This window comes from Bradyrhizobium sp. CCBAU 53340, from assembly GCF_015291645.1.
Lineage (GTDB): Bacteria > Pseudomonadota > Alphaproteobacteria > Rhizobiales > Xanthobacteraceae > Bradyrhizobium.
In genome coordinates this window covers 1,881,476-1,896,362 of sequence record NZ_CP030055.1, presented here as the reverse complement: position 1 = coordinate 1,896,362, position 14,887 = coordinate 1,881,476, and the positions used below count along the sequence as shown (strand labels likewise).

Genomic DNA, 14,887 nt, shown 5'->3' with positions numbered 1-14,887 from the left:
AACTCGATACATTGTTGTATCGAGTTGCATTCTGCCCTAAACTGGTACGATGTCAAGGGTAAGAACCAGGCCGACCAGGGACGACACGCGCGATAAGCTGTTCGAGGCGGCCGCGCGCGTGTTCGAGCAGGACGGAATCGGCGGCGCCAGCATCGAGGCGATCGCGGCGGAGGCCGGCTTCACCCGCGGCGCGTTCTATTCGAATTTCAGGAGCAAGGACGAACTCATCTTCGCCATGCTCGAGGACCATGTCGAGCGATCGATCCGTCGCAACATGGAGATCCTGGCGGAGCACAGGAACCTCGATGACTTCATCGCCGCCGTGAAGACGACGGATCGCGGCCAGCAGGATCCCCTCACCCGCTCGCCGCTGCTGCATATCGAGATGATCCTGTTCGTGGCGCGCGCCGAGAAGCGCCGGCCCGAGCTCGCCAAGCGGCTGCGCGCGCGGCGCAAGCTGATCGCCGACATCGTCGAGGCGACGTTGAAGGATAAAGCCAATGGCGAGAGGCTGAACCCGCCCTGGATGGCCTCGGTCGTGCTGGCGCTGGAGGACGGCTTTCGCCTGCACCGGCTGATCGATCCGGAAACGACGCCGGCCGACAGTTTTCTGCGCGCGATCACGGATTTGCGGCGCCGGACGGGATTGGCGACGGATTAGGGCGCACCAGCGACGCGCTCGACACTGCGATGCCGGGAAGCAGCAACGTAGCGGCGTCGTCGGGAATCGGGTGGGAGAGCAGCGGTGTGATCGTCATAGCTTCTCATGGTGGGCACCAAAGCACACAGGAGAAGTGATCGTGACGATTGAACAAGACAACAAAGCCATCGTCGGCCAGTGGTTCACGAATTTCTGGGGCAAGACCTGCGACCTCGGAATTGTCGATGAACTCGCCGCACCCGATATGCTGTTGCAATATTCGCTGCACGAGCCGCGCCGTGGGCGCGACGACATCAAGGCGTTCATGACGGACTTTCGGAAAGCGTTCCCCGATCTCAATTTCTGGGGCGCTGCCGATCTCATCGCCGAAGGCGACTACGTCGTCGGCCGATGGGAAGGCGGAGGCACGCATACCGGGCCGGCATTCGCCGATTTCCTGGCGGGGTCGCTGCCGGCCAACACCGGCCGCAAGATGAAGTTCACCGGCACGACCGTGTTGAAACTCAAGGGCGGAAAGATCCTCGAGGAAATCGGTCTCGACGACGGGGTCACTGCTTTGCAGCAGCTCGGTCTCATCCGCGCTGCCTGAGCCCTGTGCCAGGCGCAGAGACCTCAACGAACACACCGGCGATCTTGCGGTCGCCGGTGTCATTCAGGAAAACGCGCACTAAGCCGACCGCTTCACCGCAATCGGTTACCGATATCATTGAGGCGACATTGATGGACAACGCGAATGGCGAAAGGCTGAACCCGCCGTGGATGGCCTCGGTCGTGCTGGCCCGCGAAGACGGCATTCGCCTGCACCGTCTGATCGATCCGGAAACGACGCCGGCCGACGGCTTCTTGCGCGCGATCACGGAGTTGCGGCGACGGACGGGATTGGCGTCGGAATAAGGCGGGAACTGCTACTAGCGAACGCGCTTGCCCTTGTTCGTCGGCAACGGACAGTTCGTACAGACACTATCGTCGCACATTCGGCAGATCGTGTAGCGATCCATCTCGGACGTGTCCTGCCGAGCAAGAAGTTCGTGGATCAGCGTTTCAAGCCGCTTGGTTTCTGCCGGCGACAACACGTCCAGAAGCGACGCGACGGCTGAAATCCGGGAACTCATCAATTCGTTCCGCGTCGCCGCGCCTGCGGCGGTCAGATGCAAGGCGACCTCCCGGCCGTCTTTCCCTGCCCGGCGCTCGACAAGCCGATCCGAAACCAGACGATCCACCAGCCGGACCGTCCCGGAATGCGACAGGCCGAGGATCCGCCGCAGCTTGTCGTTGGTCATGCCCTGGCCATAGCCGATGACAACCAGGGCTGCAGGCGTCTCGCCGCCGCGGCCGATGACCTCGCGCGCGCCCTGCTCGATACGATCCATGACTGCGAGCGAGAGCGCTCCCAGCAAATTCGCGATTCCAGTTTCCATGCCACCACAATATGTGCGCTACGCACAAAAAACAACTTGACCAAATATGTGTGCTACGCACATATTTCATCGCACAACGAAGGCATGGAGAGAGACGATGAATCCAACAAGCGCTGCGCGATCGACGGCGGATGCCACTCGCAATGAACCCATCCTCAAATACGTGCAGGCCAACGGCGTGCGGTTCGCCTATCTCGAACAAGGGAGCGGCCCGCTGGTGATGTTCCTGCACGGCTTTCCCGACAACGCCTGGTCATATCGCAAGCAACTGCAAGTCTTTGCGGACGCCGGATACCGCGCGGTGTCGCCGTTCCTGCGCGGCTATGCGCCGACCGAGATTCCGGCGGACGGCATTTTTGATCCCATCGCACTGGGCAAGGATCTCGAAGCGCTGATCGCCGCGCTGAGCGAGGACGGGCAAGCGTGCGTCGTCGGCATGGATTGGGGCGGAACGTCGACCTTTCAGGTACTGGCCACGGCACCGTCGGCGATCAAGGCTGCAGTGGTGATGAACACGGCGCATCCGATCACGTTCTCAAGCATCAGGCGGGATCCGGACATCATCCGATCCATCTTCCATGTCTATTTCTTCCAGATGGCCTACGCCGAGTCTTCGGTCAATATCGAGGGACTTCCCTTCGTCGACTATCTCTGGAAGCTGTGGTCACCGACATTCGACGATCCCGGGCATCTGCGTTCGATCAAGCAGACGCTCAGCTCTCCCGGCACCATGGCCGCGGCGCTCAAATATTATGGAGGCCTGACCGATGCGGGACGCCTGGGCCGGCTACCGATCAACGACATGCACACGCCGACACTGACCATTTATGGCAGCAACGATCCGACGGCGAAATATTCGGTGAAGGAAGAGCCGCTCTTCAAGGGGCCTCATCAGCGCATTGTCCTGCCCGATGTCGGACACTTTCCGCACCTCGAGCGTGAAGCCGAAGTCACCGCCCTGATTATGGACTGGTTCAAGGCGCACGCGCCTGAGTGAACGTCAGTTGCGAACGCCGAAGAGCGCCGCCGGCGCTGGCGGCGCCGGCCAACTTATCTTCCAGGTTCCTTGACGAGGAGAGTGCGCGATGGACGCCAAGACACAGCAGCAATATGCCGAGACGTTTCTTGCCCTTCACGGGACGGCAGATCCGCTTGTTCTGTTCAACTCCTGGGACGCCGCCACCGCCAAGGCGATTGCGAAGACGTCGCCGGCCATCGCAACCAGCAGCGGAGCGGTCGCGTCTGCCCTCGGCTACGCGGACGGAGAAAATGTCCCGCTCGACCTCGTGGTGGGTCTGGTATCGCGGATCACCGCCGCGGTGTCAGTTCCTGTATCGGTCGATCTGGAGGCAGGATATGGCGACACGCCGGACGCCGCAGCCGCATCGGCGGCCAGGATTCTGCAAGCCGGCGCGGTCGGCATCAATATCGAAGACGGACTGTCCGGAGGAAAGCGGCAACTCGCCGGTGCCTTGCAGCATGCCGCGAAGATCAGGGCCGTGCGAGATACCGCGCAAAGGCCCGGAGTTCATCTGTTCATCAATGCGAGAACCGATCCGTTCCTGCTGAAATTCGGTTCGCCGGAGGAATGCCTGAATGAAGTGGCGCGGCGCGCGAAGGTCTACGCCGACGCCGGCGCCGATGGACTCTTCGTACCCGGCCTCACCGATCTCGCGTTGATCGAGAGACTGGTCCAGCTAACGCCCCTGCCGATCAATATCATGGTGACGCAGGGGATTCCGGAAATTCGCGATCTCGCTCGCGTCGGCGTTCGGCGGGTGAGCCTCGGGCCATGGCCGATGATGGCGGCGATGCGCCTCATCGGACAGGCTGCCGCCGGGGTCGCCGCGAGCAAGCAATACGGAACATTCCTGCAGCCGAATGCCTGAGCCGTTCTCCGGCCTCGTGCTCTAAGCCGACCTCTTCACCACGTCGCGCTCGACCCGCGCAACGTCGAGCCGGCCGAGCATCGCCCTCGCCTGCTCGGCGCAATGCTCGATCAGCCAGCGCTCGAAGGCGACGGGCGCGAGCGCGGGGGCGTAGAGGAAGCCCTGCACGACGTCGCAGCCGAGCTCCGCCAGCATCTTGCGCTGGCCTTCGGTCTCGACACCTTCGGCGACAACGGTCAGCCTGAGACCCTGGCCGACGCGCACCACGGCCGTGGCGACCGCGAGCGCGCCCGCGTCACGTTCGATGTCGCGCATGAAGCTGCGGTCGATCTTCAGCTCGCGGATCGGCAGATGCGCGAGCCGGCTGAGACTGGAATAGCCGGTGCCGAAATCGTCCACGGACAGCCCGATACCGAGCTCGCGGATCGCATGCATTGTCTCCAGCGCCGCCGCACCGTCCTGCATGAACGTGCCCTCGGTGATCTCCAGCATCAGCGCGTCCGGCGGCAGCGCGTATTCGGTGAGGATGTCCTTCAGCCGCGCAGCCAGCGCGACGTTGCGGAAGTTGAGCGGCGACAAATTCACCGACACGCTGGGAATGTTGAGCCCGGCGCGGCGCCAAGTCGCCATCTGCCGGCAGGCCTCGCGCACCGACCAAAGGCCGATCTGCTCGATCAGGCCGCATTCCTCGGCGAGCGGGATGAACTTTGCCGGCGAGACGTCGCCGAGCGCGGCATCGTGCCAGCGCGCCAGCGCCTCGACGCCATGAACGGCGCCATCGCCGCTGCGAATCTGCGGCTGATAGAACAGGCTCAGCGCGTTGTCGGCAATGGCGCGGCGGAGTGCCGCAATCATCGCCAGCCGCTGCTCGGCAAGCCCGTTCATCTCGGCGCTGAACATGCGATGAGTCGATCGGCCCGCCTGCTTGGCCATGTACATGGCGGCATCGGCCTGCTGCATCAGCGTGTCGATGTCGGTGGCGTGGTCGGGATAGAGGCTGATGCCGATGCTGGCCGACATCGGCATCAGCTTCGATCCGAGCCGCAAGGGCGCGGCCAGCGCTTCGGTGATTCCGGCCGCGACGCGGTCGGCGCTTTCGGCATTGCGATGCGGCAGCAGGATGACGAACTCGTCGCCACCGAGCCGGCCCAGCATATCCCCGGGTCCGATCTGCTCGCGCAGCCGCTGCGCCAATTGGATCAGCAGCTCGTCGCCGGCGGCGTGGCCGAGCGTGTCGTTGACGTCCTTGAAATGGTCGACGTCGAGAAAGGCGAGCGCGACATGGCCACCGGTCGGACAGGCATCGATCGCGGTCGTGATCAGGTGCCGCAGCTGCGCGCGGTTGGGCAGCCCCGTGAGGATGTCGTGATAGGCGAGCCGCGCGATCTCGGCCCGCGCTTCCTTGCGCTCGATCGCGAAGGCGCCGAGATCGACACAGGCCTCGACGATGCGCCGGTGCCAGTTGCTCGGCGCGCGCGGTTCACGATAGTAAAAGGCAAACGTCGCGATGACCCGGCCGTCCTTGGCCTTGACCGGGGTCGACCAGCAGGCGCGAAGGCCGACCGCCAGTGGCATGGCCTTGTAAGGCTGCCAGCGAGGATCAGTGTCGAGATCTTCAGCCAGCACCGGCTCGCCATAGAAAGCGGCGGTGCCGCAGGAGCCGACGTCAGGTCCGATCGCGATGCCGTCCAGCGCGCTGGAATAGTCCTCGGGCAGGCTCGGGCCGCCGAGCGGGTGAATCAGGCCGGCGGCATCGACATGCAGCAGCGAGCAGACGACGTCGGGCGCGATCTCCTCGACGCGGCGGCAGAGCCGGTCGGCGATCTCGGTGATCGGGACCTCGTCGGCGAGCGCGCTCATGATGAGCTGCTGGAGCGAGCGCAGCTGCTTCGTCTCGGTAATGTCCTCGACCAGCGCGAAGATGTGCTTGAGCCGGCCTTTCTGGTCGCGGAAGGCGTCGAGCCGCGCACAGACCCAGATCTCCTCCCCGTTCTTGCCGTAGACCAGCGTCTCGACCTCGCCGCGGCGACCACCGATCATCAAGCGCCGGACCAGCTTCGCAATCGCCCTGCGGTTGGTGTGGCAACCGGCGATGAGATCTGCCGCGGCTCGCCCCTCGGCTTCCTCGCTGGTGTAACCGAACAACGCCGTGAAGGCCGAATTGACGTAGCGGATGTTCTGCTCGACGTCGGTGATGATCACCGCGCGATTGGTCTGGTCCGAGACCGCGTTGAGCAGCCCAATTCTGACGCGGCGCTCGGCGTCCGCAGTGACGTCGCGCGCGAACACGATGCGATGGGTCGCGCCGTCAATGGTCGCCGACGACAACCCGATCTGCGCCTTGATCCGGCTGCCGTCGTGCCGCACCAGGCTGATCTCGTCACGAAAATCCGCGACCGGATCGGCCTGAAGGCATTTGAGGGTGAGACTAGCAGCGTTGCGACCGAGCACGTCGGCACGCGCGAGTTTCCAGATCCGCTCCGCGCCAGCGTTGAAATGCGTAATGCGATGCGCAGCATCGACAATGACGATGCCATCGTCGGCGCATTCGAGCGCCGCGCGCAGCACATCAGGCATTTCGGTCACTGGGGCATCGGAGGCAGACATCGTTGGACCCGGTAGCATCGGGAAGACAGGGCAATCGGCCCGAAGCTAACGCGTCGATGGTGTCCAAGACGTTCTTGCGCCCCGCCAAGCCGCGACATGCTTAACAGTCTGCGAAAGACAATGAGGGGAATCCAGTGCAGACGGAACCTATTGTGTCCTTTGGAGCCTGTGAAGCCGGCCGGCCACGGCCCGCACCTTGCCGGGCGAGGCCCGCCAGACCGACAGCGCCGAAAGGCCGCTGACGACGATGGCGATGGCAAAGGCAAGCGTGTAGTCGCCGGCGCGATCGTAGAGCAGGCCCGTCAGCCACGGGCCGGCCGCCCCGCCCGCCAGCGCCGCGAGCATGATCATGCCAAAAATGCTGCCCTGGTGGCGGCCCCCAAAAATCTCGAACACCACTGCGCCCATGATCGAGGTGAGGCCGTAGCCGAGCGCGCCTTGCGTGAACACCATCAGCCAGACCAGCCAGATCGAGGGCTGGTACTTCAGCGCGATCAGCGCCGAAAAACAGATCGCAAAACCGGCGCTGCTGATCGCCCAGACCCATTCCCGCCCGATCCGGTCGGAGATATGACCAAGAAAGATCTGGCCGGGAATGCCGAGCCCGCTGACGACGCCAAGTGCCCACACCGCTACGCTCGGACTGAAGCCGATGTCGAGCAGGAATTTGGTCTGGTGCACCTGCACCGCGTACCAGATGTACAAGGCGCAGAAATAGCCGAGCGCGATCCACCAGAAACGCGCGGTCGCAACCGCCCGCCGCAGCGTCCAGTCGGTGGAGGCCCAGGCGGGATCGACAATGTTGGAGACCGGTTTTGCGCCGCCCGCCGGCGGCGCAGCGTCGCCGTCCGGCTGCAGACCGATGTCTTCGGGGCGCGTGCGCAGCAGCAGGTTGATCGGCGCCAGCACGATCAGGATCATCAACCCCATCGCGGTGCAGGCGGTGCGCCAGCCGGCCTGCTCGATCAGGTGCTGCACCCAAGGCAGCAGCGTCATCGAACCGATGCCGACGCCGGCAAAGGCGATGCCGATGGCAAAGCCGCGCTTGCGGATGAACCAGTTCGGCAGGAATAGCGACTGGCCGGAATAGCCGAGGCAGACGGAACCGGCGCCGACCATGACGCCGATCGTCAGATAGAGATGCCAGGGCTGGCTGGTGAGCGGCGCGAGCAGCAATCCGCCGGCCATCAGCGCGACACCGAGCTCCATCACCGCGCGCGGGCCTGCGCGATCCATCAGCCGGCCGATCAGCGGACTGGCGATGCCCGAAGCGACGAAACCAAAGGAGAAGGCGCCCGCGGTGACGCCGCGCTCCCAGCCGAATTCGGAGAGGATCGGCGGAAAGAACAGCGAGAAGGAGGTGCGTGCGTTGACGCCGATGGCCATGGTGACGAACGTCACGGCAACCACGACCCAGCCGTAGAAGAACGGAAGGCGCATTTCTTGTTTCATCCCTGGACGATCCTTCGGACCATCCGGGGGCGGCGGGGTCAAGCGATTTTAACGAATGCCAACGTTGCAGAGAGCTAAGTCGCGGCCATCCTTCGAGGCGCGCGCTCAGGCCGCGTCGAGCCGTGAAGGCTCCGCGGGTGCATCCAGCTCGATCTCGCCGATCGGCCGTGGGCGGCCGAACAGATAGCCTTGTGCGAAATTGACGCCGAGCGCCCGCAGCCGTTCGAACTCCTCTGATATCTCGACGCCTTCGGCCGTCACCGACATATCGAGCCCGCGCGCCAACGTCACGATCGAGGAGATGATGGCGGAAGAGCGCGGCTGGTGCGTGAGGTTGCGGATGAAGGATTTGTCGATCTTGATCTTGTCGAACGGAAACGCCGTGAGATAGCTCAGCGAGGAATAGCCGGTGCCGAAATCGTCGAGCGCGAGCTCGATGCCGATGTTCTTGAGCCGCTCCATGAATGCGTGGTTCTCGGCGCCGCGCTCCAGCAGGACAGACTCGGTAATCTCGATTTCGAGCCGCTGGGGCGACAGGCCGGAATCGCGCAATGCCGCGCAGATGACCTCGAACAGATCGGCTTCCTTGAACTGGATCGGCGACAGATTGACCGCGACCACCAGGTCGGATGGCCAGTTTGCAGCATCGGCGCAGGCGCGGCGCAGCACGAATTCGCCGAGCGGCACGATCAGCCCGGTCTCCTCGGCGAGCGCGATGAACTGATCCGGCGGGATCAGCCCGCGCGCCGGATGCCGCCAGCGCACCAGCGCCTCGAAGCCGCGCCGCGCGCCGGTGCCGGCATCCATGAAGGGCTGATAGTGCACCTCGAGCTGGCAGCGCGCGATGGCATCGCGCAGATCACCTTCCAGCGTGTTGCGCGCCTCGAGCTCGGCCGACATCGCCTCGTCGTAGATGGTGAAGCAGTTGCGGCCGGCCGATTTCGAACGATAGAGCGCGAGATCGGCCTTCTTCAGCAGCTGTTCCTGGTCGTAGCCGTGATCCGGCGCGATCGCAATGCCGATGCTGGTGCCGATCTCGACACGATGACCCGGCAACGGGAACGGCTCGGCTATGAGCCTGGCGATCCGCGTCGCCAGCTCGGTCGAGGAGACGCGCTGGTCCTCACAGCCTTCCTGGATGATGGCGAATTCGTCGCCGCCCAGTCGCGCGAGCACGTCGGTCCCGCGGACTGCGGATTTCAGCCGCTGCGCCACGAGGCGCAGCAGCGCGTCGCCTGCGCCATGACCCAGGGAATCGTTGACGTTCTTGAAGCGGTCGAGATCGAGCATCAGGATCGAGAAGGTCGAACCGCCGTCCATCAGCCGGCCGTTGAGCTCGTCGAGCCGGGTCAGGAAGAAGGCGCGGTTCGGCAATCCGGTCAGGACGTCGGTCTGCGCAAGCTCGAGCACGCGCCGGTTGGCCAGCGACAGCCGCCGCGAATTGCGGCTTGCCAGCATCAGATAGGTCGCCAGCGACAGCGTCAGCAGCATGCCGACGATCAACACGGCGCCGGCGCGGTCATAGCTCGTCTCCAGCGGGCCGCCGGCGGTCGGAACCGCCCGCACCTGCCAGTCGGTATCGCCGATCTTGAGGACGCCCGACCAGTGCCTGTTACGCGCGACATCGCGCATCGATTGCGGTGCACCCGATGCGGAGGCGTAATCGGGCAGCATGCCCTCAAGGCTGACGATGCGCGCGCTGAAGGGCTGATAGACGTTGACGCTGACTGCGGGGCTCGCCCCGGTCCTGACGCGGATGGCCTGCATCAGCAAAGGCAGATCGAAGATGCCGACGACGAAGCCCGAGATGTTGCGGCGACGATCGGCGACGGTGTCGCGCGAGGTGCCCTTGGCGTAGACGGGAACGATCACGAACACGTTCGGCAGCTGGCCGGCGCCATTCCGCTCGTAGAGCTCGGTGCGGATCGCGGCGATCTGGTCGTTGTCGCGGGCGCGCGCAAGCACCGGCTTGCGTTTCGGCACGCTCATATAGTCCATGCCGTAGACGGCCGACGTCTTCGGCTGCGTTGAATAGAAGACGGGGTAATATTCCTCGCCCTGCGGCGCGGTGACGAAGCCCTCGCCCTCGAGTGCCTTGACGCGATAGCCGGAGACGCCGTCGGCAATCGCGGCAGCCTCATATTCGGCCCGCTCCTTGCGGGCGATCCGCGGCAGCCAGCCGATGCGCAGCAAGCCGGGATAGCGCTCGAACAGCTTGCCGCTGAACGTCTCGAACTCGCTGCGCGTGACCCCTTCGTTGGAGGATTCGAACAGGGTTCGCAGCGCCACGAGCCGGCTGATATATTCGTTCATGCCGTTCTGCATGACGATGGATTGCGTTTCGGCCGCGTTCTCGAATTCGATCTTGTTGACGCGGTCTTCCCAGCGCGCGACCGCAGCTGCGCCAGCGAGCGAGAACAGCAGGCCGACGGCAGCCGCCACCAGCGCAGGACGATACAGCCTGAGCAACGGCGCAATCCGCCGCCGTCCAGCCATACGCCTTCGATCCAGATCATTCTGATCGCGATCGCCCATCTTTATTTCCGCACGTCCCCTCGGCGCGGCAGCCGAACTTAGGGTTGAGCCGCCGTGGTGACTATCGGACAAGGATCGGGGTTAAGAACTGCACAATGTTGGAACCAGCCGGCCGCGCATCAGGAGGCGTAGTTAACGATTGACCCTGCACATTGCCGGAATCCGGTAGTGTATTGCCGCCTTTACCCGGACTCCTACGGATCGCTCTCGCGGCGCCGGTTAGCGCCCTGTTCAGCCTGCGCACCTATCGTTGCTGCGACTTTTCCTGCATTCGGCGAGCTCTCTCATGAAACGATCGCGCTCAGCGATAGGCATAGCGCTTGCCGCCGCGTTGCTGGCGACGGCAACGCTGACGGCAAGAGGCGACGAGGTCGGCGTCAGCGGGGACGCGATCCTGTTCGGCCAGGCTGCGGCGCTCGAGGGTCCCTCCTCCGTGCTCGGACAACACATGCGGCGCGGAATCGTCGCGGCCTTCACCGAGATCAACGCCAAAGGTGGCGTCCATGGCCGCAAGCTCCAGCTCATCAGCCGCGATGACGGCTACGATCCCGACCGCTCGGTGTCGCAGACCCTGCGGCTGATCGAGGACGACAAGGTGTTCGCATTGATCGGCGCAGTCGGCACGCCGACTGCCATCGCGACCATCCCCGTGACCAGCGCCCGCAACATCCCCTTCATCGGGCCGTTCAGCGGCGCCGAATTCCTGCGCGACCTCGAACTGCCGAACGTCGTGAACATCCGCGCGAGCTACCGCGCGGAATCCGAGACCCTGATCAAGCATCTCACCGAGGACCGCCATTTCACCCGGATCGGCATCTTCTACCAGGACGATGCCTTCGGCCGCGATGGCCTCGCCGGCGTGAAGGGCGCCCTTGCCAGGCGCGGGCTCGAACTCGCCGCGGAAGGCACTTTCGAGCGCAACACCCGCGCGGTTAGCGCGGCCTGGCGCACCATCAAGCGCGCCGAGCCCGAGGCGATCGTCATGGTCGGCACTTACGGTCCGAGCGCCGAGTTCATCAAGCTCGCGCACCGCAACGGCGCCTATCCGACCTTCGTCAACATCTCCTTCGTCGGCGCCACCGCGCTCGCCAAAGAGCTCGGTCCTGATGGCGATGGCGTCGTCGTCGCGCAGGTCGTGCCGTTTCCCTGGGATCGCTCGATCAAGCTCGTCGCCGACTACCAGGCGGCACAGGCGGCGTTCGATCCGACGCTGACGCCGGACTTCGTGTCGCTCGAAGGTTACCTCTCCGGCCGCCTCGTGGCGGCGGCGCTGGAAAAAGCCGGACCGAACCCGACCCGCGCCAGCCTGCTGCGCACGATCAACGATATCGGCCGCTTCGACATCAGCGGGACCATCGTCACCGTCGGTGCGCGCGCCGTCGACACGCCACCAAAGGTGTTCCTGACGGTGATCCAGAAGGACGGAACGTTCAAGGCGATCGATCGGCTGTAGGGCTATTCAGGGCCGCCGCGTCCAGCGCTCGGCGTTGACCGCGCCGACCGGGGCCTCGCCCTTGATGATCGCCTCGACCTGCCGCACCGTTTCCAGCGACTGGTATTCGATCGCCTGCGGTGTCAGCCCGCCGACATGCGGCGTGGCGATGACGTTGGGAAGCCTTGCCAGTTCCGGCGTCGGCATCTGGTCGGGCGCGCGCCCGACATCCATCGCCGCGCCGCCGATGCGATTCTCCAGCAGCGCCTTGGCGAGCGCCGCTTCGTCGACGAGGTTGCCGCGCGACAGATTGATGAAGACGGCGTGCTTCTGCATGCGCGCCAGCGCCGCCTCCCCGATCAGCTTCTCGGTCTGCTCGCTGGCGATGGCGAGGCAGACGACGTAGTCGGACGCCGCGAGCAGCTCGTCGAGCGCGACATGTCGGATCGCGCTGCCGCTGACATCAGCGAAGGGATCGGCGACCAGCACGTTCATGCGCAGCACCTTGGCGATCTCTGCGAGGTAGCGGCCGATGCTGCCATAGCCGATGATGCCGATCGTGCTGCCGGCGAGCTGGCGGCCCATCCGCGCCTCCGGCTTGCGGCCGGCCTGGTAGTCCGCAGTGGTCCGCGACACGCCGCGCGACAGATCGACCATGAAGCCGACGGCAAGCTCGGCGACCGCCTGGACGAAGCCGGGACCGGCACGGGTCACCAGCACGCCGGCCTGCGAGGCGGCGTCCACGTCGACGTTCCTGATATCGACGGCGCAGCGGACGAAAGCACGCAGGCGCGGCAGTTGCCCAAAGATCTCGCCGCGGCCTTCGGTCATGCGATCGGCGACGATGATGTCGGCCTCCTTCGCCGCATTGACGAGGGCGCCTGCGTCGAGTGCCTGCTCGCCCTCGTGCAGGATCACATCGGCAATGGCGCGCAGGCCATTCAGGCTGCGATCGCCGTAATAGTTGCGGCGCATCTCCGGCGTGTGGGCCAGCAGGACTTTCACGGCAAGACTCCTTCAGTAACCGAACGCGCGCGGCAAGGCAGTGCTCAGCCACGGCACGAAGGCGATGACGAGCAGGCAGAGCAACAACAGGCCGAGATAGCCCAGGATCGGCTTCACCGTCTGCTCGATCGGCACATTGCCGATCAGGCAGGCGCCGTAGAGCCCAAGCCCCAGCGGCGGCGCGAACAGGCCGATGCCCATCGCGATCACGAGCACGACGCCGAAATGCAGGGGATCGATGCCAAGCTGCACCGCGACCGGCAGCAGCAGCGGCCCGAAGATGATGAGCGCTGCCGCGCCTTCCAGCACCGAGCCCATCACGATCAGCACGACAATCGCGAGCAGGATGAACAGCCAGACGCCTGAGGTCCTGGACAGGCCCAGCATGAAGTCGCCGACCGCATGCGGCACCTGCTGCAAGGTCAGCGTGAACGCCAGCGATTGCGCGGCGGCGACGATGAACAGCACCAGCCCGGCGCGCGTCGCCGCCTGGACGAAGCTTTGCGCGGCCGATTTGAAGCTGAGCTCGCGGAACACCACGCTGCCGACCACGAGCGCATAAGCCACGGCAAAGGCCGAGATCTCGGTTGCGGTGGCAAAGCCGCTCTTGAAGCCGAAGAAGATCATGAAGATCAGGCCGAGCGAGGCGATCGCGCCGCTCCACAGACCCGAGACCGGCATCTGTGGCTCGACCGCCTCGGCGTTATCAGGCGTCTTGCCGAAGATGATGGAGAAAGCAATCAGCACCGCCGCCATCAGCGCCGCCGGCAGCAGTCCCGCCATGAACAGGCCGCCGATCGACAGGTTCGCGACAAAGCCCAGGATGATCAGGTTGATGCAGGGTGGAATGGTCTCCGCCATCACCGCGGACGCCGCCAGCAGCGCCACCGCGCTGCCGGGATTCTGCCTGGAGCGGCGCGCCGCCGGGATCAGCACGGAGCCGACCGCGGCGACGTCCGCCATCTTCGAGCCTGATATGCCCGAGAACAACACCATCGAGGCCACCATCACGACGTTCAAGCCGCCGCGCATGCGGCCGACCGCACGCTGCAGCAGCTCGATCAGGCGCACCGACATGCCGTTGGCTTCCATAAGATAGCCGACGAGGATGAAGAACGGGATTGCCAGCAGCACGAAATTGTCGATGCCGCGCGCCATCTGCTGGGCGAAGATCACGCCCGGCAGCGCGCCCTCGACCCAGATGAAGATCAGCGCGGCCAGCGCCAGCGCAAAGCCGATCGGCAAGCCGCCGAACAGGGTGGCGAAGAAGCCGATCAGCATCAGCGCTCCCGCCGACGGCACCGAGGACGGCGACAGATAATCCCAGGCGAGATAAAGGCCGGTCGCGACGGCGACGGCAACGAGGCCCCTGGCGATATCAGGAAGCGGCCTGGCGCAGAGCTGGTCGACGGCGAACACCGTCATGAACAGCGCACCGATCCCCATCGGGTAGAAGGTGAGCTCGAGCGGCAGGCCCGAGCCGGTGGTCTGTCCCGATGTCAGCGAACCCAGCTTGATCGCGTTGTAGGCGACGTAGCCGGAGATCAGCACGACAAGCACGGCGCTTGCGGCGTCGACCAGCGTACGAAGCGGCGGCGGCAGCAAATCACGGAAGAAGGACACGCCGACATTCTCGCCGCGCGCGAGCGCACTCGCCGCGCCGAAGAAGGCCGATCCGACCATCAATCCGCGCGCGACGTCGTCAGACCATTCGACCGGCGCGTTGAAGAAGAAACGCAGCAGCACCGAACCGCAGACGACGGCAAGATCGGCAGCCAGCAGGATGGCTGCGATCGCGTCGCTGCAGCGAAGCAGCAGCGCGATGCTGCCATGGCGGCCGCCCGAGGCGGACAAGGCGCCGGTCATCGCCACCTCGGATCTGGCCATC

The 14,887-nt window shown here is 64.9% G+C and carries 12 protein-coding genes; 6 read left to right on the top strand and 6 right to left on the bottom strand.

Features of this window, described 5'->3' with window-relative positions; translation table 11 throughout:
- The first annotated feature begins 49 nt into the window (after nt 1–49).
- The 3 genes from XH89_RS08870 to XH89_RS08860 all read left to right on the top strand — a co-directional run bounded on the left by XH89_RS08870 (nt 50) and on the right by XH89_RS08860 (nt 1,555).
- Nucleotides 50–661, top strand: coding sequence for a TetR/AcrR family transcriptional regulator (locus XH89_RS08870; protein ID WP_194466701.1), 612 nt, complete (start codon nt 50–52; stop codon nt 659–661).
- Between the two features lie 139 nt (nt 662–800).
- Nucleotides 801–1,250, top strand: a complete 450-nt coding sequence (locus tag XH89_RS08865; RefSeq protein WP_194466700.1) for an ester cyclase — start codon at nt 801–803, stop codon at nt 1,248–1,250.
- Between the two features lie 131 nt (nt 1,251–1,381).
- On the top strand, nt 1,382–1,555 hold the full coding sequence (locus tag XH89_RS08860; RefSeq protein WP_246767769.1) for a hypothetical protein: 174 nt from the start codon (nt 1,382–1,384) through the stop codon (nt 1,553–1,555).
- 14 nt (nt 1,556–1,569) lie between these two features.
- Here XH89_RS08860 and XH89_RS08855 read toward each other — a convergent pair whose 3' ends face one another.
- The gene (locus XH89_RS08855; RefSeq protein WP_246767768.1) at nt 1,570–2,058 is read right to left on the bottom strand and encodes a MarR family winged helix-turn-helix transcriptional regulator; all 489 of its coding nucleotides are present in this window, start codon (nt 2,056–2,058) and stop codon (nt 1,570–1,572) included.
- A 118-nt stretch (nt 2,059–2,176) separates the two neighbouring features.
- On the opposite strand from XH89_RS08855, the gene XH89_RS08850 reads away from it, so the two are divergent.
- Both XH89_RS08850 and XH89_RS08845 read left to right on the top strand, forming a co-directional pair.
- Entirely contained in the window at nt 2,177–3,076 is a 900-nt protein-coding gene (locus XH89_RS08850) for an alpha/beta fold hydrolase (protein ID WP_194466698.1), read from the top strand.
- An 88-nt stretch (nt 3,077–3,164) separates the two neighbouring features.
- Nucleotides 3,165–3,968 (top strand): isocitrate lyase/phosphoenolpyruvate mutase family protein, encoded by an 804-nt coding sequence (locus XH89_RS08845; protein ID WP_194466697.1) that lies wholly within the window; start codon nt 3,165–3,167, stop codon nt 3,966–3,968.
- Nucleotides 3,969–3,989: 21 nt separating this feature from the next.
- On the opposite strand, the gene XH89_RS08840 is transcribed toward XH89_RS08845, so the two are convergent.
- The 3 genes from XH89_RS08840 to XH89_RS08830 form a co-directional block, all read right to left on the bottom strand.
- On the bottom strand, nt 3,990–6,575 hold the full coding sequence (locus tag XH89_RS08840; protein WP_194466696.1) for an EAL domain-containing protein: 2,586 nt from the start codon (nt 6,573–6,575) through the stop codon (nt 3,990–3,992).
- A 147-nt stretch (nt 6,576–6,722) separates the two neighbouring features.
- Nucleotides 6,723–8,015, bottom strand: a complete 1,293-nt coding sequence (locus XH89_RS08835) for an MFS transporter (RefSeq protein ID WP_194468416.1) — start codon at nt 8,013–8,015, stop codon at nt 6,723–6,725.
- A 117-nt stretch (nt 8,016–8,132) separates the two neighbouring features.
- Entirely contained in the window at nt 8,133–10,523 is a 2,391-nt protein-coding gene (locus XH89_RS08830) for an EAL domain-containing protein (RefSeq protein ID WP_246767767.1), read from the bottom strand.
- 325 nt (nt 10,524–10,848) lie between these two features.
- On the opposite strand from XH89_RS08830, the gene XH89_RS08825 reads away from it, so the two are divergent.
- Entirely contained in the window at nt 10,849–12,015 is a 1,167-nt protein-coding gene (locus tag XH89_RS08825) for an ABC transporter substrate-binding protein (RefSeq protein WP_194466694.1), read from the top strand.
- A 6-nt stretch (nt 12,016–12,021) separates the two neighbouring features.
- Here the strand turns inward: XH89_RS08825 and XH89_RS08820 are convergent, their stop codons facing one another.
- Nucleotides 12,022–12,999, bottom strand: a complete 978-nt coding sequence (locus tag XH89_RS08820) for an NAD(P)-dependent oxidoreductase (protein ID WP_194466693.1) — start codon at nt 12,997–12,999, stop codon at nt 12,022–12,024.
- A 12-nt stretch (nt 13,000–13,011) separates the two neighbouring features.
- Nucleotides 13,012–14,865 (bottom strand): TRAP transporter large permease subunit, encoded by a 1,854-nt coding sequence (locus XH89_RS08815; RefSeq protein ID WP_194468415.1) that lies wholly within the window; start codon nt 14,863–14,865, stop codon nt 13,012–13,014.
- Nucleotides 14,866–14,887 lie beyond the last annotated feature (22 nt).

Excerpts from the sequence above, each read along its gene's own strand:
- XH89_RS08835 (WP_194468416.1), bottom strand. The coding sequence starts at position 8,015 with ATGCGCCTTCCGTTCTTCTACGGCTGGGTCGTGGTTGCCGTGACGTTC.
- XH89_RS08860 (WP_246767769.1), top strand. The coding sequence starts at position 1,382 with ATGGACAACGCGAATGGCGAAAGGCTGAACCCGCCGTGGATGGCCTCG.
- XH89_RS08845 (WP_194466697.1), top strand. The coding sequence starts at position 3,165 with ATGGACGCCAAGACACAGCAGCAATATGCCGAGACGTTTCTTGCCCTT.
- XH89_RS08815 (WP_194468415.1), bottom strand. The coding sequence starts at position 14,865 with ATGACCGGCGCCTTGTCCGCCTCGGGCGGCCGCCATGGCAGCATCGCG.
- XH89_RS08870 (WP_194466701.1), top strand. The coding sequence starts at position 50 with ATGTCAAGGGTAAGAACCAGGCCGACCAGGGACGACACGCGCGATAAG.
- XH89_RS08840 (WP_194466696.1), bottom strand. The coding sequence starts at position 6,575 with ATGTCTGCCTCCGATGCCCCAGTGACCGAAATGCCTGATGTGCTGCGC.
- XH89_RS08850 (WP_194466698.1), top strand. The coding sequence starts at position 2,177 with ATGAATCCAACAAGCGCTGCGCGATCGACGGCGGATGCCACTCGCAAT.
- XH89_RS08830 (WP_246767767.1), bottom strand. The coding sequence starts at position 10,523 with ATGGCTGGACGGCGGCGGATTGCGCCGTTGCTCAGGCTGTATCGTCCT.
- XH89_RS08825 (WP_194466694.1), top strand. The coding sequence starts at position 10,849 with ATGAAACGATCGCGCTCAGCGATAGGCATAGCGCTTGCCGCCGCGTTG.